Origin of the sequence: Mesobacillus sp. S13 (genome assembly GCF_020422885.1) — a bacterium.
GTDB classification, from domain to species: Bacteria; Bacillota; Bacilli; order Bacillales; family Cytobacillaceae; genus Mesobacillus; species Mesobacillus selenatarsenatis_A.
In genome coordinates, this window is sequence record NZ_CP084622.1 from 911,627 (window position 1) to 931,524 (window position 19,898).

The 19,898-nt window shown below is 46.6% G+C and carries 16 protein-coding genes; 12 read left to right on the plus strand and 4 right to left on the minus strand.

All coding sequences use genetic code 11. The features are described 5' to 3' along the window. Positions 1-84 precede the first annotated feature (84 nt). From gnd to LGO15_RS04715, 10 genes are all read left to right on the plus strand, one after another. Complete coding sequence (gene gnd / locus LGO15_RS04670; RefSeq protein WP_226086929.1) at positions 85-981, plus strand: phosphogluconate dehydrogenase (NAD(+)-dependent, decarboxylating); 897 nt, start codon at positions 85-87, stop codon at positions 979-981. A 176-nt stretch (positions 982-1,157) separates the two neighbouring features. Further along, positions 1,158-2,162 carry an ABC transporter substrate-binding protein gene (locus LGO15_RS04675; RefSeq protein WP_226086930.1) on the plus strand — a complete coding sequence of 335 codons (1,005 nt, stop codon included), beginning with the start codon at positions 1,158-1,160 and terminating at the stop codon, positions 2,160-2,162. Beyond that, positions 2,159-4,372, plus strand: coding sequence for an ATP-binding protein (locus LGO15_RS04680; protein ID WP_226086931.1), 2,214 nt, complete (start codon positions 2,159-2,161; stop codon positions 4,370-4,372). The genes LGO15_RS04675 and LGO15_RS04680 overlap by 4 nt, the downstream gene beginning before the upstream one ends. Continuing rightward, positions 4,344-5,687 carry a sigma-54-dependent transcriptional regulator gene (locus LGO15_RS04685; RefSeq protein ID WP_167833263.1) on the plus strand — a complete coding sequence of 448 codons (1,344 nt, stop codon included), beginning with the start codon at positions 4,344-4,346 and terminating at the stop codon, positions 5,685-5,687. The genes LGO15_RS04680 and LGO15_RS04685 overlap by 29 nt, the downstream gene beginning before the upstream one ends. Before the next feature lie 236 nt (positions 5,688-5,923). Then, positions 5,924-6,895: an NERD domain-containing protein gene (locus LGO15_RS04690; RefSeq protein WP_226086932.1), complete on the plus strand. Its 972-nt coding sequence runs from the start codon at positions 5,924-5,926 to the stop codon at positions 6,893-6,895. A gap of 396 nt (positions 6,896-7,291) precedes the next feature. Next, positions 7,292-7,492: a twin-arginine translocase TatA/TatE family subunit gene (tatA, locus tag LGO15_RS04695; protein WP_079505480.1), complete on the plus strand. Its 201-nt coding sequence runs from the start codon at positions 7,292-7,294 to the stop codon at positions 7,490-7,492. A 25-nt stretch (positions 7,493-7,517) separates the two neighbouring features. Further along, entirely contained in the window at positions 7,518-8,405 is an 888-nt protein-coding gene (locus LGO15_RS04700; RefSeq protein ID WP_226086933.1) for a 4Fe-4S dicluster domain-containing protein, read from the plus strand. A 12-nt stretch (positions 8,406-8,417) separates the two neighbouring features. After that, positions 8,418-9,710 carry an NrfD/PsrC family molybdoenzyme membrane anchor subunit gene (gene nrfD, locus LGO15_RS04705; RefSeq protein WP_226086934.1) on the plus strand — a complete coding sequence of 431 codons (1,293 nt, stop codon included), beginning with the start codon at positions 8,418-8,420 and terminating at the stop codon, positions 9,708-9,710. Continuing rightward, positions 9,700-12,798, plus strand: coding sequence for a molybdopterin-dependent oxidoreductase (locus tag LGO15_RS04710; RefSeq protein WP_226086935.1), 3,099 nt, complete (start codon positions 9,700-9,702; stop codon positions 12,796-12,798). Before nrfD ends, LGO15_RS04710 begins: the two co-directional genes overlap by 11 nt. Before the next feature lie 49 nt (positions 12,799-12,847). Further along, a complete protein-coding gene (locus tag LGO15_RS04715; protein WP_226086936.1) occupies positions 12,848-13,432 on the plus strand; it encodes a molecular chaperone TorD family protein in 585 nt (194 codons plus the stop codon). Positions 13,433-13,618: 186 nt separating this feature from the next. Here the strand turns inward: LGO15_RS04715 and LGO15_RS04720 are convergent, their stop codons facing one another. The 3 genes from LGO15_RS04720 to LGO15_RS04730 form a co-directional block, all read right to left on the minus strand. After that, entirely contained in the window at positions 13,619-13,945 is a 327-nt protein-coding gene (locus LGO15_RS04720; protein ID WP_167833269.1) for a hypothetical protein, read from the minus strand. Between the two features lie 126 nt (positions 13,946-14,071). Beyond that, positions 14,072-14,296 carry a DUF1128 domain-containing protein gene (locus LGO15_RS04725; protein WP_167833270.1) on the minus strand — a complete coding sequence of 75 codons (225 nt, stop codon included), beginning with the start codon at positions 14,294-14,296 and terminating at the stop codon, positions 14,072-14,074. Between the two features lie 95 nt (positions 14,297-14,391). Beyond that, on the minus strand, positions 14,392-15,747 hold the full coding sequence (locus LGO15_RS04730; protein ID WP_167833271.1) for an alanine/glycine:cation symporter family protein: 1,356 nt from the start codon (positions 15,745-15,747) through the stop codon (positions 14,392-14,394). Between the two features lie 317 nt (positions 15,748-16,064). On the opposite strand from LGO15_RS04730, the gene LGO15_RS04735 reads away from it, so the two are divergent. Next, positions 16,065-16,427 carry a YtxH domain-containing protein gene (locus LGO15_RS04735; RefSeq protein WP_167833272.1) on the plus strand — a complete coding sequence of 121 codons (363 nt, stop codon included), beginning with the start codon at positions 16,065-16,067 and terminating at the stop codon, positions 16,425-16,427. 50 nt (positions 16,428-16,477) lie between these two features. Further along, positions 16,478-17,293, plus strand: a complete 816-nt coding sequence (locus tag LGO15_RS04740; RefSeq protein ID WP_226086937.1) for a YihY/virulence factor BrkB family protein — start codon at positions 16,478-16,480, stop codon at positions 17,291-17,293. A gap of 639 nt (positions 17,294-17,932) precedes the next feature. On the opposite strand, the gene LGO15_RS04745 is transcribed toward LGO15_RS04740, so the two are convergent. After that, the gene (locus tag LGO15_RS04745; RefSeq protein ID WP_226086938.1) at positions 17,933-19,852 is read right to left on the minus strand and encodes a heavy metal translocating P-type ATPase; all 1,920 of its coding nucleotides are present in this window, start codon (positions 19,850-19,852) and stop codon (positions 17,933-17,935) included. Positions 19,853-19,898 lie beyond the last annotated feature (46 nt).

Consider the following 19,898-nt stretch of genomic DNA (forward strand, 5'->3'; position numbering starts at 1 on the left):
ATATTTGATACTATCATGTTATAACATAGTTCTCGAATGATAAAAATTCATCCGAAGAGCCCCAACGAAAAGGAGTGCATCGAAGTGAAACTAGGAATGGTTGGCCTTGGCAAAATGGGCTATAACTTGGTACTGAATCTGATGGAAAACGGCCATGAAGTTGTGGCGAACGATATTAATGAAGAAGCAATGCAGAAAATCAAAGCAGAGGGTGCCGAGATTGCAGCTGATTATCAGGCAATGGCGGACATGCTGCCAAAGCCGCGCGTGGTTTGGCTGATGATTCCTGCCGGAGAATTGATCGACCAGGTGATCGAGAAGTTCACACCATACTTGGAGGAAGGCGACATCCTGATTGATGGCGGAAACTCCAACTATAAAGATACGTTAAGACGTGCTGAAAAGCTGTCTGCAGCGGGCATCCACTTTATGGATGTGGGAACAAGCGGCGGAATGGAAGGCGCTCGCAATGGTGCCTGCACAATGATCGGTGGCGACGCAGAAGTTTTTTCTCATGTTGAGCCAATCTTCAAGGACATCTCAATCGAAAAAGGCTATCTTTACACAGGAAAGGTCGGAAGCGGCCACTTCTTGAAAATGGTGCACAACGGAATTGAGTACGGAATGATGCAGGCAATCGCTGAAGGCTTTGACATTCTTGAAAAAAGCCCATTCGATTATGACTACAAAGAAGTTTCACGTGTATGGAACCACGGCTCCGTCATCCGCAGCTGGCTGATGGAACTGATGGAAAATGCCTTCTCCAAAGAGCCTAAGCTTGAAAGCATCAAAGGCGTCATGCATTCATCAGGAGAAGGTAAATGGACAGTCGAAACAGCGCTGGACCTGCAAACAGCAGCACCAGTCATCGCACTGTCACTGATGATGCGTTACCGCTCACTTGAAGATGACACGTTCACAGGAAAAGTTGTCGCAGCATTGCGAAACGAATTCGGCGGACATGCTGTCGAAAAGAAATAAAACTTGAAATCAGGTTCTCCTCGAATAGAGGGGGACCTTTTTTGTTTAGTAGAATTTAATAAATGTTTTGATTGTGGATAACTATTCTTGTTCATAAAATTATCCTTTTTTGCAAGATGGCTACATTGCTTTTTCCGTTATAGTGGAAGTGAATACGGAAAATGGGGGCGCGGAATGTGAAAACAAAGTGGTATTTCTTTTTCCTGACGACGGTTGCCGTTTCGGCGATGATTTATGCTTTTCTGGGAGTGAAAGGGGAAGAGTCTGTTGAAATCGGCGTCCTGATGATTGGCGAAAACCGCTATGAGAAATTCACTGGCCTGGAAGAGGGTTTGAAGGATCTGGGTTACAACACAAAGAACATCCATTTTACCGTGAAAAATGCACAAGATGATGAAGGGTTGATTGACAGGCAAATACATGAGCTGCTTAGTGCGAAACCTGACCTTATTGTGACGCTTGGCGGGATTGAAACACTTCGACTAAAGGAAAAAATGGATGAAGCCAGTATCAAGATTCCGGTTGTTTTTGCCGGACTTGCCGCTCCGAAAGAACTGGGATTGATAAAAGATTACAAGTCTCCGGGTGGAATTTTTACCGGTATCAATAATTACCATGCGAGTATCTCGGGCAAGCGTCTCGAGATGCTTACCTCACTTGTGCCCGCTGTTGAAAGGGTGCATGTGATTTATGACAGCAAGATTGATGTCAGCAAATTAAGCCTTGATGAGACAAGGAATGCAGCCATTCAATTGGGTGTGGAAATCGCACCTTGTGATGCTTCAAAGGACTGCCTGGATACTTTATGGAAATCGGTCGGCAAAAGAGAGGCCATCCTCGTCCTGCCGAGCTTCAGGATTGAGTCACTGACAGATGAAATAGTGAGGCTGACTTCTGAGAAAAAGATTCCGGCCATGGGGCTGTATGACTTTGAAGCGGAAAAAGGACTGTTGGCGAGCTATGGGTCCAGCTTTTACTCGCAAGGATATCAGGCTTCAAGATTTGTCAGCTTGATTTTGCAGGGAAACAAACCGGGGGATTTACCTGTTGAATTGCCAGACGGCATCCGTTTTGTCGTCAACCAGCAGACGAAGGACGCACTTGGAGTCAGCTATAATCAGGATTTGCTGCATATCGCCGATCTGATCCACCCTGAAGTGCAGGGAGGGAGCAAGCGATGAAATATCTAATGGATTTCATGCATTCGCAGACCATCCGCAATAAGGTGCTCGTGTTCGGAGTCGTCATGTCGACAATCCCGTTGCTGCTCCTCAGCCTGTATTATTACTCTTTTGTAAAAGCAGACCTTGAAACAAGGATCCTTGAAAAACAGCATCTGGTACTGGAGAATCTATCGCGGGAAATACAATACGAATTCAGCCAGACATTTCAGCGGATCCATGTCCTTGCTTCTCTTAATCTATTGGACAAAGAACAAAGCGCCTTGTATGACCTCCTGCAGCAAAGCGAATCGATCGAAGAAGTCATCATCGCGGATGAGAAAGGCTTTGTCGAAAGTAGGGTATCCCGTTACGAACTCAATATTGCTGGAGACATGGAACGGTGGTTTACGGACGATATGTGGTTCCAGCTGCAATCGCGTGACAAGGTATATGGGCAGGTGGCATTCAACCAATATGGTCAGCCTGTCATGAAACTGGCAATCCCTTTTTATGAAGACGACAGCAAGAAAGCAATCGGAGTGACTGTTCAGCTTCAAAAAATCATCGGGAAAATTTCTTCGATGCGACAGGATCATTCTTCTTATATTTATCTACTGGATGACAAAGAACGCGTCATCGCCCATCAGGATTACAGCAAGCTCTGGCAAAAGCAGACTTCTGGAGGCGAGGATGAACTTGGCGTTACCGCAGAAATCGAAGATCTCGACTGGGTGCTTGTGATGGAGCAACCGAAAGCAACGGCGTTCGCTCCGATTAACAGGATGCTCCAGAGCGGAATTGGTGCGGTTGCGCTGCTGATTTTAACCGTCAGCCTGATCAGTGTTTGGGCTGGGCTTTATTTTACAAGGCCGATCGTTTCGATTGACCGGGAAATGAACAAATTGAAGCAGGGACGGAAAATCAGCCCGGTGAAAATGAGGCGCACCGATGAACTGGGGAAATTGGCTGATTCCTTCAACGACATGAGCAAGGAACTGCTTGAAAAATCAAGATTGCTAGAGCAGGAGAAGGAAAGGCTCGATGTGGTGGTGAACGGGATCGGCGCTGGGTTAGCGCTCGTGACGAAAGAATACCGGATCACCTGGATGAATCCGATTTTAAAAGGGTGGCTGAACGAGGACCGGTTGACTCTGCCTTGTTACGCGGTGATCGGCGGGGAGAACGCGCCGTGTCTGAACTGTCCTATTACCTGCCCGGACCTAGATAAAATCGCTGACGAGGTCATGAAGTTCAAGGACGGCGCCAATGGCGAGCGGATTTTCAGGCACAGGGTGTTCCCGCTGAATCACGCGATTGAGGAAGAAGGCGAGTTCCTCGTCGTGCTTGAGGATATCACCGAGCAAAAACAAATGGAAGAAACGATGATCCAGACGGATAAACTGAGCGCACTGGGAATCATGGCATCGAGCTTTGCGCATGAAGTCAATAATCCGCTGGCGACGATCAATGTGTATGCAGAGGATCTGATTGACAGGATCCAGGCCGGTGATGAGGACCTCGATGAAGAAGAAATGGAACATTATCTTCGTAAAATCAAGGAAAATACCGAGCGCTGCAAACGGATCACCGGGAACCTGCTTAATTTTTCGCGTAAGAACGATTGGACAGAAGATCGAATTCGCATCAGGGAAATCATCGAGAACAGCATCAGCCTTGTCGAGCACCAGCTGAAAAAACAGCGAATCCAGCTTGTGTTACGGATCGCGGATGGGCTTCCGCTCGTTAGCGGCGACGGCTTGAAGCTGATGCAGGTCATTGTCAACCTGATCAATAACGCGATCGATGCGATGGAAAGCGAAGGAAGTTTGGTCGTTTCAGCAACTGAAAGTGTTAACGGAGCAGTATTGATCAAAGTGAACGACAGCGGCCACGGAATCCCAGCCGAGGCGATGGATAAACTGTTTGATCCATTTTTCACTACAAAGCCAATCGGCAAAGGAACAGGACTTGGTTTGTCCGTTTGTTATGGAATCATCCAGCAATTTGGCGGGACGATTGCAATTGACAGTAAACCTGCAGAAGGGACAACAGTGGAAATCCAGCTGCCGGCAGAGCGTTCGCTGAAAGCGGGGCTTGGTGTGGCAGACTTAGCAGAAGCGAGTGGACAAAGGTTTTCCAAATCAGGTCATGCAGATGTCTACGGAAACACAGTAATAGATACAACGGAGGTGGGCTACGATGTCAGTAACAAGATTGTTGGTCGTTGATGATGAACAGGATTTGCTTGAGCTTTTGGTGAGGAGGCTGAAGCGGAAGGGTTTTGACGTGGACAGCGCAGGTACGGCAGAGGACGCCCTCGAACTTGTGAAAAAGAATGAATATGACATCGGCGTCTATGACATTCGCCTTCCCGGTATGGATGGCATCGAGCTGTTAAAAGAAACCAAGAAGATCCAGCCTGATATCGAAGTGCTCATCCTGACAGGGCATGGGACGATTGATACCGCGATTGAAGCGATGAAGGTGGGTGCCTTCGATTACATCACCAAGCCTTATAATCTATCAGAACTGGAACTGACGATAGGAAAGGCTGTTGAAAATAAAGCGCTCAAAGAGAAAAATGATTCGATGAAAAAAATCATCGCCCAGCATAATGAATTCAACATCATCGGCGACAGCGCCAATTTTAAAGAAGTGCTCGAGATGACGAGGCGGATTGCTGACAGCGATGTGCCTGTCCTTATTGAGGGAGAAAGCGGCACCGGGAAGGAGCTGTTCGCGAAGGCACTCCATTATTGGAGCTGCCGTGCGGATGAACCATTCGTGCCTGTGAACTCCGGTGCACTCCCTGAACATCTGTTGGAAAGCGAATTGTTCGGCCATGCCCGCGGTGCTTTTACCGGAGCAAGCCAGGAGAAGAAGGGGCTGGTCGAAGCAGCGAAAGACGGGACGCTGTTTTTGGATGAGCTCGGCGAAATGCCGCTTGCTCTTCAGGTAAAATTGCTGCGCTTCCTCGAGACTGGCGAATTCCGTCGGGTCGGTGATGTCCGCGAGCGCCATGTGACTGTCCGCGTCATCGCTGCAACGAATCGCGACATGGAAAAAGAAGTCGCCGAAGGACGTTTTCGCGAAGATCTTTATTACCGGCTGAATGTTGTGAAGCTGACAATTCCGCCGCTTCGTGAACGGAAGGGTGATTTACCCGCGCTGATTGAACACTTTATCGTGAAGACCAAAGACCCGGCGAAGCAGTTGTCGGCGGAAGCTCAGGCCGCGTTAGAGCAATACGATTTTCCGGGAAATGTCCGCGAGCTGAGTCACCTGATCGAACGCGGCGTCCTGCTATCAAAGGGAAGCTTGATAGAAGCGGACGATTTGCTTTTGCCGAAACAGGTTGCCGTTGTTGCTGCTATCGTTGGTGAGGGAACCAGGCTATGCTCACTGGAAGAAGTCGAAAAAGAACACATCGAAAACGCCTTGAAGCAGATGAACTGGAACAAAACAAAGGCAGCGGACGTGCTGGGCATCAGCGTCCGGAATCTTTATCGGAAAATTGATCAATACGGGTTGAAAGAGAAGTGAATTGGAGTGCGCGAACTGGAAAAAAACGAGTGGAATTTCCAGTTCGCCAATAGATTTTAATTTTCGCCAATAAACAGTGAAAAATCGCCAATAAAATAATTTTTTCGCCAATAAAATGAAATTATCGCCAATAAAGTTGTGAACTTCGCCAATAAAAATTTTCACAATTAAAACAGAAGGTAATTTAAGATAAAATATCGAATGATTAGGAGAATTATATAGAAGGAGTGAAACAGTTGATAGCGAAAAATCGATCCATACCAAAAGAAATAAAGATTTATGAGGCAATCGTAAGACGATTACCGGTAAATCATCCACGAAAAACAGAATTCGAGAACAAATTATCCCGGAAACGCGCAGGCTACAAAGGTGAAAAAGAATTAGATTACCATATCTCACAAATCGACCACTCAAAATTCACAGTCCTTCATGATATCAGAATCCCCTACAATGATACTCATTTCCAAATTGACACTCTATTCATCTCCAATTCCTTCATCATTCCAATTGACTCCAAGTATTACGCCGGGACACTCGAATTTTACCCTGAATTCAACCAAATGATCCAATATTTAAACGGAATTGAAAAGGTATACCCTGATCCAATCCTCCAGACGAAAATACAAGGACGCCAACTCAAAGCCTTCCTAACTAGTCATCAATTTTCCCCACCTCCGTTTGAACCGCTCGTTGCCATCACCAATTCACAAGCCCTGATTAAAAATCCAACTCAAAATAAAGAAGTCAGCCAAAGAGTATTCAAGTCCCCTGGCATTTTTTATAAAATCAACCCTTTTCATGACAAATATCAAAAGGATGTAATCACAAATCAAGATATAAAGAAAATGGTCAAGCTTCTATTGCGTAAAAATACACCATATCTTCCGGACATAAAGGAACTTCCTTATAGTGAATTCCAGAAAGGAGTGGAGTGTCCCAAATGCCATACAATCGGCATGGAAAGATTTCATGGTCTATGGGGTTGCAAGAAATGTGGCCATACATCAAAGGACACACATGTTACAGCATTGAAAGATTTCTTTCTCATCAATGGGCCGTCGATTTCCAACGCGCAATTCAGCGATTTCCTCAACATTTCATCCATCCACCAGTCAAAAAGGCTGCTATCCGCACTGGACCTTGATAGCACCGGATCCACAAAAGGACGGATCTACACTCCAGGCAAGAATTTTCAGTTATGGGAATGATCGATTAATCCAAAATTTACTCATCGAAGTGTACGAGAATCCAACATACCCAGCTGAAATGTCACAGGCCAAAATTGGAGCCTCATGCTAAAATGTCTCATGCCATTCCTGCACACCACGCTAAAATGTCTCATGCCATTCCTACCCACCATGCCAAAATGTCACATGCCAAAAATGCAACACCATGCCAAAATGTCACATAACGAGCGGCCGAGATCAATTCGAAAATTCGATTTCAGCCGCTTTTTCGCGTTCACAAAAGTGTCACGATTTCCTCAATCCTTACTCCCACAAGCGCTCCACCAGTCCATACACCTAAGAATCCACCATGCCAAAAAACTTGGCACGCAGCTTGCATTATAAATAAGCAAGAAAACTAAAAAAGGAAGTGGCGACATGCTATCCAATATTGGCATTCCTGGTTTGATATTAATCCTGACTTTGGCGTTGATCATCTTCGGTCCGAAAAAGCTGCCTGAAATCGGCAGGGCGTTCGGCCAGACGTTGAAGGAATTCAAGAAATCGACTCGTGAGCTGACAAGTGATATTACCGATGACATTGCGGATGACATCAAGGAAATCAAAAAAGAAATCTAAACGCATAAAAAAGAGGTGAGTGAAAATGGGTCTTTTTTCAAATGAGAAAAAGGTGGATTACGATAAAATGGTCGACAAGATGCTTCCAGATGCCAAGAAGGAAATGGATGAATCCCAGTATGACACAGAGCTTGGCCTGAACATGGCGCGGGATGCAAGGAAGGTCATCAGCGGCAAACTGAAAATTGAAGACTTCCATAAAGTCTATTCTTCATCACTGACAAAGGAATTTGGCAACTACTATGCTTCTGGCGATGGACCTGACATCAGGAAGGGTGACGGTCCGAAATGGGCAATGGTCATCGACCTGAAAAAATGCGTCGGCTGTGATACATGTACGGTCAGCTGCAAGGCCGAGAACAGGACGCCGCCGGGAATTTCCTACAACGTGGTCATGGAATCACTAGAAGGTGAGTTTCCGAACATCAAGGCGGTCAACCTGCCTAGGCCGTGCATGCAGTGTGACAAACCGGCATGTGCCCAGGTTTGTCCGACAAGAGCGACTTATAAAATGGAAAACGGAATTGTCGCGATTGATAATGACCGTTGCATCGGCTGCCGCTACTGCATCGTTGCCTGCCCTTATGGCGCGCGCTCCTTCGATTTCGGCGAAAGCTATGAACAGGAAATGCAAGGCGCGAATGATGTAACGAGTCCTGAATACGGCGTCGAACGCGGCAATCGTGAAAAAGGCAAGACGCCGATCGGCACAGTCCGAAAATGCAGCTTCTGCTTCCACCGCCTGCAAAGAGGCGAAGAGCCAGCATGTGTGGAAACGTGCATTGGCGATGCTCGCTTCTTCGGTGACATCAGCGACCCGAACAGCGTGGTATCGAAGCTTGCTGCAAGTCCAAGAGCATTCCGCCTGAAGGAAGAGCTTGGAACACATCCGAATGTCATTTATCTAAGATAGGAGGGACTGGCGATGGCCAATCTTGCTGTTGATTTAAAAGAGAAAAGCACATCAAAAGCTAAAATTAATGTGACCTTATCGAAAGCTTTTAAAATATGGGTTTCAGCCTTAACTGTTGCCTTTTTGATCGGCGGTTATTTTATCGTAGAGCGCTTCTTCACGGGGCTGGCGGCTACGAATCTATCAAGCATCACCCCGTGGGGAGCATGGATCGCTTTTTACATCTTCTTCGTTGGTTTGAGTGCGGGATCGTTCCTGCTGTCAACCTTGATCTATGTTTTCGGAATGGAAGAGTACGAGAGAGTCGGAAAGGCGGCGCTTTTTACCGCGATAGTCTGTATGATCGTAGCACTGACCTTCGTCCTGATGGACCTTGGCCGTCCGGAGCGCATGCTCAATGCGATCATCTACTGGAATGTCACGTCACCGCTTGCCTGGGAAGTCCACTTTTACCTCGTATACATCGGACTACTGGCAGTCGAGTTATACATCGCGATGAGAGAAGACCTTGTCCGCGCGGCAAAAACCAATTCGCTGAAAGGCTTTGTCGCAAAATTGATCACATTTAAAAACGCAACCATCAATGCAGCTACGAAGAAGCGCGATCATATGTGGATGAAAATCCTCGGCACCATCGGGATTCCGCTCGCGATCCTTGGAGTGCACGGCGGAACGGGAACCATCTTCGCTGTTGTAAAAGCAAGACCAGCATGGAATACCGCTTTATTCCCAATCATTTTCGTCGTATCTGCGATGGTTTCGGGAACTGCATTGCTTTTAGCGATGTATGTCATCAAGAAAAAGGTCCAGAAACAGCCTATTGATCAAGGGATGGTCGTATCCCTCGCAAAATTGATGGTCGGGTTCCTGATCATCGACCTTGGTCTTCAATTCTATGAATATCTGATCGGGTGGTACGGTCTTGAGGCAGAACATTTGGATACCCTGGCAACGATGATGGCCAGTGAAAAAGCCTGGTCATTCTGGTTCGTGCAAATGTTCCTGGGAGCTGTCATTCCGATCACGATTGTTTTCTGGAAAAAAACAAGCCAGAACATCAATGCACTGCTTGCGGCTGCTGTCCTGATCGTCATTGGAATCATCGGAGTCCGATTCAATATAGTTGTCCCGCCGCTAGTCACACCTGTTTTTCACGAACTGCCATGGGGCAATTACGCGCCAACGATCAAGGAATGGATGGTCAGCGTCGGCGTTGTCGCGATGGGGCTATTAATCTACTCATTCGGTGAGCTGCTGCTGCCAATCGAAGAAACTTCTGACGAGGTGAGCCATAATGGAAAATAAACCAATGAAACGGCGTGGATTTTTAAAAGCGCTCGGAACGCTTGGCGCTGTCGCATTTGTCGGACCGGCATTCGTCGGGCCAGTCAAGCAGGTAATGGGCGGTGTCTGGATTGATGAACCTCACGGAACTGGCACCGATTATCAAGATTATACAGCGGAAAATGTTATCTTCACGTCATGTCAGCAATGTAATGCAACGTGTACAATCAAAACTTATATTACGGCTGGAGCGGCAGGCGGAGCTTATTCTTCCATCGTCCGCAAGATTGCCGGCAACCAGTACAGCCCGATCAATATGGTGCAAATCGGCCATATCAACTATGATACTCCAGTTTCACAGGCTGTAAAAGGAACCGGAGATGTTGCCAAAATGGGACGCGGACTTCGCGGCGGACGTACTTGCTTGAAGGGGCAGGCCGGCATCCAGACAAACTATGATGCATTCCGGATCCAAAAGCCATTGAAGCGCGTGGGCGAGAGAGGAAGCGGCGTCTGGAAAACGGTCAGCTGGGAAGAGGCATACAAGGAAATCCTCGAGGGCAGCAAGGATCTTCGCACACCTGGTCTGAAAGAAATGTGGAAATACGTACCGGAAGAAGCGGTCATGGCCGATTGGGATCTGCTGAAGGCTGGAGAAATGACAAAGGCTGAATTCGATAAAAAATACAAGGATGTCCTAATTGATACAAACCATCCTGACCTTGGGCCTAAGGCGAACCAAATCGCTGTCATGGCTGGGCACAGACGCGAATTCATCGAACGTCTCGCAGCTAGCAGCCTAGGTACAGCCAACTACTATGATCACGGCGGCTATTGCGGTATCACAAGCGTAATGGGAAATGTCCGATCACATGATGCAGAAAAGCCGAAGAAACGGATGATTCCCGATTATGACAATGCGGAGATGGTCATCGTCTGGGGAACAAACCCAATGGTCGCAAACCGTGGGCCGACCACTTTCGCACCGCAGATCACAAATGCGATCGACCGCGGTATGAAAATGGTGGTGATCGATCCGCGGTTCAGCAAAACAGCCGAAAAAGCGCATGTCTGGGTTCCGGTAAAACCGGGCGGTGACGGTGCGCTCGCTATGGCAATGTGCCGCTGGATCATCGAGAACAACCGTTATGACGATATTTATCTTCGCAACCCGAACCAGGAAGCAGCGAATGAGGATGGCGAAACAACCTGGAGCGATGCTTCTTTCCTTGTCAATGTCGGGGAAAAGAAGCGCCCGTTCGTCCGTGCACAGGACCTTGGAATCGGCGGCGAGGAGTTTGTGGTCATCGAAAATGGCAAGCCGGTCTCACATGCAAAAGCAAGAAACGGAGAGCTTGATGTAGATACAACCATAAATGGTATCAAAGTGAAATCTGTTTTCCGTATTTTTAAAGACAGAGTCATGGAAAAATCAATCGAAGAATACGCCAAGCAGGCAGATGTGCCAGTTGACCAGATTGTCCAGATTGCCCGTGAGTTCACTTCGCATGGTAAAAAGGTCGGCATCCATTCTTACCGAGGACCGGCAATGCACACAAATGGCTATTACAGTGTTCGTGCCATCAATATGCTGAACCACCTTGTCGGCAACCATGACTGGAAGGGTGGCGATACCGTACTTGGCGCTAAGTATAAAGCAACCGAGGGACGATATGATCTCGCGACAGTGCCAAATGCCAACAAAGGCTGGGGAATCCCGGTCACAAGGCATAAGGTTCCTTATGAAAAAACATCATTATTTGCTAAAGATGGATATCCAGCGAAACGCCCATGGTATCCGTTCGGCAATAAACTGATTCATGATGTCCTGCCTAGCTCGGCTGAAGGCTATCCATACAAAATCAGGGCATTGCTGATCAACAGGACTTCACCGGTCATGTCTGCACCAAGATCAGAAATGCAGGCCAAGTTCATCAGGGATTCAAAAGTTGTTGAACTTGTCGTCGCATCTGACGTGATCATCGGTGAAACTTCCAAGTATGCAGATTTCATTTTACCGGATCTTGCGTACCTGGAAAGCTGGAATGCAGAAGACATCTTCCCAATCCTGAAGCATAAGTTTGCAGGTGTCATCCAGCCGGTGACGAGAGTCGTTCCTGACGCACGTCCAACTGAACAGGTGTACATCGATTTGCTAAAAGGCTTAGGCCTTCCAGGTGTAGGAGACAATGCATTGGCTGACGGATCAGCGATACACACACCTGAAGATTATTACGTAAAACGGATTGCGAACATCGCTTTTGACGGCCAGAAGCCGGTAAAAGATGCAAACGCTGAAGAGCTGGCGATTTTTGAAAAAGCAAGGCAGAAGGCATTAGGCAAATATTTCGACATCCAGAAGCTGAAAAATGCCGTCAAACCGGAAGAATGGAAGAAAGTCGTCTATGTATTGAACCGCGGAGGACGCTTTGAGGCAGCTGGCGATGAATATATCGGCAACAAACTTAAGTATCAGTGGGCAAAACAGGTTTATTTTTACGATGAAAAAGCAGCAGGCTTCAAGAGTGCCTACACAGGCAAGTTCTTTGAAGGCGTGCCGGTAGCAGAGGAAATCAAGACATACGATGGCGAAGTCTACAAGCCAAACAAACCGCTCCAGTTCATCAACTGGAAATCAAGAAATATGGCAACGCACCGTACCGAAGGCAATGCATGGCTGCGTGAAATCAAACCTGAAAACTATGTGTGGATCAACCCGGTTGATGCGAAGAAAAAAGGAATCAAAACAGATGATGAGATTTATATCTCTTCCAATAATTCTAAAGTGAAGGGCCGTGCGCTTGTAACACCAGGAATCAAGCCAGGCGTCGTCGGAGCGAACTTCAGCTTTGGGCACGAGGCATACGGTTCAAAAGCAGTTAAAGTGGATGGCAAAACAATAGAACCAGCAGGGAAATATGGCCATACACCGTACCAGTTCAACAAACCGCTCCATGAAGAATCAGGCTATGCAAAACCGCGCGGACTGGGCTTCTCCGTCAATGCCTTATCTGACCGCGATGGCAGCTACTTCGAAGGCTATCTCGCAGACTTGCTGATTGGCGGTCCGGCACAGCAGGACGTATTTGTGGACGTGGAAAAAGCGTAACAACATCGGAGGAAACTCTGAAATTTCTTGGAAAACGAAGGTGGAGACAATGATGGAAGAACGATATGGAAAGCTGGCGATTGCGAATATCATGACAAGCATCTGGCTGGGCGAATGGGACACCTACGAAGCATTCATGAACGATGTCCCTGAAGGAATGCAGAATGAGCTTTCATTTCATTCCTTATACAATCGGGAAGAAGTGCAGCTCTGGTATGACAATCACTTTTTCATACCGGGAGATCATTTTGTCTCCCCATACTTTTCGTCTTATAGTAAAAGTAATGAAGATGAAGAAGCCCGCAGGCATGAACTGCTATGCCTGATCGGCCTTTATGAAAAAACAGCTTTTTACTTCCCGCTCGAGCAAGACCGGCTGCCAGACCATTTCGGCAGCATGACGGCTTTTATGAGTTCAATTTTACAGGGGGAAATCCAGGCGGAACAAGAAGACGATCGCGAAAGACTTCAACAGCTGGAAGAAATAGAGGAAGAAATGCTGGCAAGATTCATCAAGCCAGTCCTAAAACCATTGCTGGAGTATGCCGAAGCAAAAATCAACCATCCATTCTTTAAAGAGTTCCTCAGCTTTTATGCGGAATTGATGAGTGAAGATTGGGCGGAGGCAGCATAAAAAGAAGAAACGGTCCTCATAATCGGGGACCGTTTCGCTTTGTTCTTACTTATTTTGTTTAAAGTAATCTATAAACGCTTGATAAAACTCAATGCCCTGATAAAACATGAAGCCCATCGCAGTCAGTGAGAAGAAACCGATCATCAGGAATCGAAACCACATACTATCATTCCTCCTTGATTTTTTTTAGAGAAAAAATCGAAGAGGGCTGATCACATAGTTTGACTGGAAAAAGACTGCGGTTAGAAAAGCAGATAAAGCTGTATTCCTGTTTGTCCTGTCTTTTGTTTTGCTTATAAAACTGGTTAAAACAAGAAGGACAAACACGGGTTGAATGAAAGCGGCTTGTTTGTCTTCTTTGCCTGGGCCGGGAGCATCTTCATGCATTTGATCCATGCTGATGATTGCTTTTGATTTAGGCTCGAATAATTTCAGTTTTTCGGCAGGAAGAGCACTGTGGCTGAGTAAAAGCAAAATGAACAGACTCAGAGAATAAATCATCAGCTTTTTCACGGTTCCACACTCCCTTCCAAAAGTAGTAATACAATCGTATAACAATATATGCATAGTGGAAACAAAAAAGTTTTGACATTTTTCTCAAAACAAAAAAACAGGCACCTTAAATGGTGCCTGCTCCAATTATTGCTTTCTTAAGTTTCCAAGCTCTTCAGCGATCGCCTGCATTTCATTTGGGCTGAAGTTATTTTTTCTCATGATCATATCGTAGATTTCTTTCAACTCTTCATACATCTCACTGTCAAAATGCGTCGATTTAATCGCGCCAAGGTTCATGAACTTCAATTTTTCCTTGATTTTCTCAACCATGAAATCAACGTTTTCAGGAGAATTTTTCGTTAAGTCCACTCCGTTCATCCTCTCAATGTTTGTACAACCATCTTTCCACGTCCGTCAAAAAAAGTCAATTAGAAATCCGGCGCCCTTGTGACGCCGGATTGCAATCAGGCACTATACGTGTTAGATTCTTTCTTCTCTTCTTTTATAGCATTCAGGATATTCCTCGTTTCAACCACGACCACGCCAGACAAGCCGAGCAGCCCGATCAGGTTCGGGAAGGCCATCAATCCATTCATGACATCGGCTACTCCCCATACAACTTCCAGCTGTGAAATCGCACCGATGAAAACAGCGACGACAAATGCCATTCGATAATAAAACACGACACTTTTGCTGAAGAGATACGAGAAGCATTTTTCTCCATAATAAGACCAGCCGATGATGGTCGATGAGGCGAAGAACAGCAATCCTACCGCCACAATTACAGAACCAGTCTGGCCAAGGAACTTGCCGAAGGTAGCTGAAGTCAGGTCGGCAGCTGTTGTGTCACCGGTGTACAAGCCGCCCATGACAATGGTAATCCCCGTGATTGAACAAATGACGATTGTATCAATGAACACCTGGGTCATCGACACAAGAGCCTGCCGTCCCGGCAAGTCCGTCTTGGCTGCAGCGGCAGCGATTGGTGCGGAACCGAGACCAGCTTCGTTTGAGAAGACACCGCGGGCAACACCCATCCGGATGACAGTTCCAAGTGCACCGCCTGCGACCGCTTCGCCAGTGAAAGCATCTGTAAAAATAAGTGCAACTGCTGCTGGGACAAGGTCAAAGTTCATGATCATGACGACCAGGCCAGCGAGAAGGTAAAATGCTGCCATCACTGGGACGAAAAGGGCAGTGACTTTTCCGATGCTCTTAATTCCGCCAATCAGGGCAAGTGCAGTGAAAATGGTCAATACAAGTCCCGTAACCCAGGCCGGGATTGAAAATGTTGATTGGACAACGCTGGCAACTGAATTTGATTGAACAAGATTGCCGATACCGAAAGCAGCGATCGCCCCAAATATAGCGAATAAGACCCCAAGCCATTTTTGGCCAAGTCCGCGTTCAAGATAGTACATTGGACCGCCAGACATCTCACCGTCCTTGTCCTCGACCCGGTATTTGACGGCTAGAACAGCTTCTGCATATTTCGTCGCCATTCCAAAGAATGCGGTAATCCACATCCAGAATACTGCACCAGGTCCGCCTGTGAAAATTGCGGTCGCGACACCGGCGATATTACCCGTACCGACTGTTGCAGCCAGCGCGGTCATCAATGCCTGGAAATGAGAGATATCCCCTTCAGAGCGGTTGTCCTGTTTTTTTGTAAAAGCAAGCTTAAGTGAGTAAGGCAGCAGCCTCAGCTGCAAAAAGCCAATGCGGAAGGTAAGGTAGATTCCAGTCCCGACAAGCAAAATCAATAGAGGGGGACCCCAAACCCAGCCGCTAATTTTTCCAATCCAATCTTCAAATGTCATGTTGTGCCCCCTTGTAAAATTATCTTCGAAAAATGTTCTCCAACAAGAATATTCTGATAATTAGTGTGAGTCAAGCAATATCTATCAGGTAAAACTTAGCAGGGCAGTTGAAAGGATACCTGAGTAGCTGTTGTTAAGGTATCTTTGCGAATAATAAATGATCTAAGATTTTTTAAGTTCTCCGGAGAATGACTAATAAAAATTCACAATATTTTTCTCAATACTTGCATGAAGTAGTGGCAATCGTGGAAAATGTTAGTTAGGAAGCAGGCGAGTTGAGACCTGCAAAGATCAGGAAGACTCTAGGAGGAGAAAACATGGGCAGTTCGAAAAAGTTTTGGATGGGCATGGTTTTAGGTGCAATGGCCGGCGGAGCGGTTACTTTATTGGAGAAATCGACCCGGCAGGCTGTTAAAGAGGATTTCAGCAAGGTTTCCAGCGGTGTAGCATATGTGGTCAAAAATCCAAATGAATTTATTGAAGACCTAAGGGAGACAGCGAATAAAGTGCGGACAACAGTGGAACAAGTAACAGAGGACGTTGCTTTTATCACTGAAAAGGTAGAAGAAATAAAGGATGTACCTCCTCAGGTTACGGAATTGGTCAAAGACACGAAAGAAACACTGAGGAAGATTGCGTCATCTGCCCAAGCACAGCAGCATATAGATGAAAATGAATAATGACTGACAAGCCCATGGCAGGACAAGGAAAGCATAAATGAGGTGAATCAATGGTTGATATATCATTTTTCAGGCATATGTGGCAGAGGATACAGGAAGACGATGTTCCGGCTCTTGCCGCGCAGTTGGCCTATTTCTTCTTGCTTTCCTTATTTCCGCTGTTGATCTTCTTGGTCACATTGGTTCCTTATTTGCCAATTTCAGAAGTGGATATCCTCGGTTTTTTTGATGATTATGCTCCAGGTGAATCGATGGACCTGATTAAGAACAGCCTGGAGGATATCATGAAAAAAGACGGAAAATTGCTGAGCTTTGGATTGCTGGCAACGGTTTGGTCCGCCTCAAATGGGATCAATGCCATTGTCAGGGCATTTAACCGTGCGTACCGAGTAGAGGAAACAAGGTCGTTCATCATAAGCAGGTTAATGGCAATCTTTTTGACCTTTGCCATGATCTTTGTATTTCTGGTCGCATTGATTCTGCCAGTGTTCGGGAAAGAAATCGGCAGCTGGCTGTTCGCGAATTTCGGGCTGAAGGAAGAATTCGTTTACGTCTGGAATATGTTCCGGTGGCTGATCAGTATCTTGATTTTGTTTATTGTTTTCCTCGGGCTATACTGGATAGCTCCCAATAAAAAGCTTACGTGCATCAGCGGGGTGCCTGGTTCGATCTTTGCCACAGGCGGATGGGTTCTCGTTTCACTCGGCTTCTCCTACTATGTCAGCAATTTCGCTTCCTACACCGCTACTTACGGCAGTATTGGAGCGATCATTGTCCTGATGATCTGGCTCTATTTATCCGCCTACATCATTATCATCGGCGGAGAAATCAATGCCTATTATAGTGAGAAGAAAGCAGGCTGCTGACATCCTGACTTATCCTGAAATTACCTCAGGTAACCTCTGCTGTTTTTGCAGATGATACAATTGAGGCTTGCTCCTCACTTCTTATGAACAGGGGGAATTCAGGATGGCAAAGAAGACGAAAAAAGACGGAAGCACAAAGCAAAAAGGCAAAAGCAACCACAGCCAAAAAACATCCGGTTCAGCAAACGGATCAAACGGATATCACTAACACCAAGCGCCCCATTCGGAGGGCGCTTTTCTTTATTGATAGGATGCTTAAGCGGGGCTATGACGGACAGAAATCGGGGGAAGCAGATGAAAAGTGTCCGTCAGCAAGGCCATGACGGACAAAAATCAGTGGAAGCAGAGAAGAAATGTCCGTCATCAAAGCCATGATGGACAAAAATCAGTGGAAGCAGAGAGGAAATGTCCGTCATCAAAGCCATGACGGACAAAAATCAGTGGAAGCAGAGAGGAAATGTCCGTCATCAAAGCCATGACGGACAAAAATCGGTGGAAGCAGAGAGGAAATGTCCGTCAGCAAGGCCATGACGGACAAAAATCAATGGAAGCAGAGAGGAGATGTCTGTCATCAATAGCTTGGCTTAATCCAGGGTAATAAAAAACTCCCGCTGGATTTTCACCAGCGGGAGCTAACCTTTATTTCAACAGCCTCAAGCTATTTAATATAACTAGAATGGTGCTGCCTTCGTGGCCGATGACTCCGTATGGCAGGTCGAGCAGCTGAAGGAAGTTGGATGCGATGAGCACCATGATGACCAGGATCGAGAACACGATGTTTTGTTTGACGATTGTGTTCATTCGGCGGGACAGGTTGATGGCTTCGGCAATCTTTGGCAGGTCGTTTTTCATCAGGACGACGTCTGCTGTTTCCAAAGCAACATCGGAACCTTCTCCCATTGCGATGCCGACATTTGCGGTTGCAAGTGCAGGCGCGTCATTGATGCCGTCTCCAACCATGGCAACCTGGCCATATTGGTCTTTCAATTTCTTCAATTCCTGAACCTTTGTTTCTGGCAGGCATTCAGCGATATATCCTTGAACATGGCTTTCAGCCGCGATGGCCTTGCCTGTGTTCTGGCTATCTCCTGTCAGCATGACCGTGTAGATGCCTTCTGACTTTAACAGGTCGATTGCCTGTTTCGTTTCTTCACGGACAACATCTTTCAATGCGATCAACCCTGCAAGCTGACCATTCCGTTCGATGAAAACGATGGTTTTGCCTTGTGCTGCAAGCTGTAACGCGGCCCCGCCAGAGAAGGATTCAGCTTCGGTCCTTCCGACAAAGTCGGCTTTTCCGATTTTCCAATCCTCATTTTCAAAGTGAGCCTTCACACCCCAGCCTGATACATCCTCGATGCTCTCTGGATGAATCAGCTCCTTGCCAAGCACCTCCTTGGAATATTTCACGATAGCGTTGGCCAACGGGTGGTTGGAGTGACTTTCAATTGATGCTGCTTTAAGCAGGACATCATCAGTATCAAGCCCTTCAGCGACAATTACATCGGTTACTTCCGGCTTGCCTTTTGTCAAAGTCCCTGTTTTATCGAAAGCGATTGCTTTGAGGTGACTCAGATTTTCCAGGTGGACTCCGCCCTTAAATAGGATTCCGTGTTTCGCGCCATTCGAAATCGCCGACAAAGTTGCAGGCATGATCGAGGCAACGAGTGCGCATGGTGAAGCAACGACAAGCAGGATCATCGCGCGGTAAAACGTCTCCGTCCAACTCCAGTCAAGCAGATAATGCGGAACGAACATCATCAGCACGACGACTGCCAGAACGACTTTTACGTAAGTGCCTTCAAACCGTTCGATGAACAGCTGGGAAGGGGACTTTTCACTTTGCGCGTTCTGGACGAGCTGGATGATTTTTTGAAACAGTGTCTCGTCATTTCGTTTTGTAATCTCAACGGTAAGCGATCCTGTCAGGTTGACCGTACCTGCAAATACATCATCTCCGGAATCTTTCGAAACCGGAATGGATTCCCCGGTGATGGCAGCCTGGTCGATCGTTGACTGCCCTCTGGCGACCTTGCCATCGGATGGAATTCTTTCACCTGGCTTCACCAAAATCATGTCGCCAATCTCCAATTCTGAAACATGCACTTTTTCCTCAATTCCATCTGCAATCCTCAATGCTTCCTCCGGCTGCAGCTCCATCAAAGAGGATATTTCCTTATGGCTCTTGTTCATCGTATACGTTTCCAGCGCTCCGCTCATCGCAAAAATGAAAATCAAAATCGCGCCTTCTGTCCAGTAACCAATAATGGCCGAGCCAATCGCAGCAAAGATCATCAACATCTCAACGTTCAATTCTTTGTCTTCAATTGTCGCTTCAATACCTTCCTTTGCTTTAGCAAAACCGCCAATGATATAGGCCAGGATAAAAGCGATGACAGATGCAGTTTCTGAATCTCCCTTGCTTAAAATCCATCCTGCAGCAATCAAGATCCCGCTGATTACGGCAGCGATGAGTTCGGCGTGAGGTTTTATTTTTTCCAAAAAGCTTACTTCAGGAACCGGATTTTTCTTTAACAATGCATTTGCTCCCTGTGCCATCCTTTTCTCCTCCTTTAAATCTCTCTAAATGATACTAATAATCACA

Bases quoted from the DNA above. Each gene is read 5' to 3' on its own strand.
- LGO15_RS04680 (WP_226086931.1), top strand. From the start codon at position 2,159: ATGAAATATCTAATGGATTTCATGCATTCGCAGACCATCCGCAATAAG.
- LGO15_RS04685 (WP_167833263.1), top strand. From the start codon at position 4,344: ATGTCAGTAACAAGATTGTTGGTCGTTGATGATGAACAGGATTTGCTT.
- tatA (WP_079505480.1), top strand. From the start codon at position 7,292: ATGCTATCCAATATTGGCATTCCTGGTTTGATATTAATCCTGACTTTG.
- LGO15_RS04700 (WP_226086933.1), top strand. From the start codon at position 7,518: ATGGGTCTTTTTTCAAATGAGAAAAAGGTGGATTACGATAAAATGGTC.
- nrfD (WP_226086934.1), top strand. From the start codon at position 8,418: ATGGCCAATCTTGCTGTTGATTTAAAAGAGAAAAGCACATCAAAAGCT.
- LGO15_RS04710 (WP_226086935.1), top strand. From the start codon at position 9,700: ATGGAAAATAAACCAATGAAACGGCGTGGATTTTTAAAAGCGCTCGGA.
- LGO15_RS04715 (WP_226086936.1), top strand. From the start codon at position 12,848: ATGATGGAAGAACGATATGGAAAGCTGGCGATTGCGAATATCATGACA.
- LGO15_RS04730 (WP_167833271.1), bottom strand. From the start codon at position 15,747: ATGACATTTGAAGATTGGATTGGAAAAATTAGCGGCTGGGTTTGGGGT.
- LGO15_RS04735 (WP_167833272.1), top strand. From the start codon at position 16,065: ATGGGCAGTTCGAAAAAGTTTTGGATGGGCATGGTTTTAGGTGCAATG.
- LGO15_RS04740 (WP_226086937.1), top strand. From the start codon at position 16,478: ATGGTTGATATATCATTTTTCAGGCATATGTGGCAGAGGATACAGGAA.
- LGO15_RS04745 (WP_226086938.1), bottom strand. From the start codon at position 19,852: ATGGCACAGGGAGCAAATGCATTGTTAAAGAAAAATCCGGTTCCTGAA.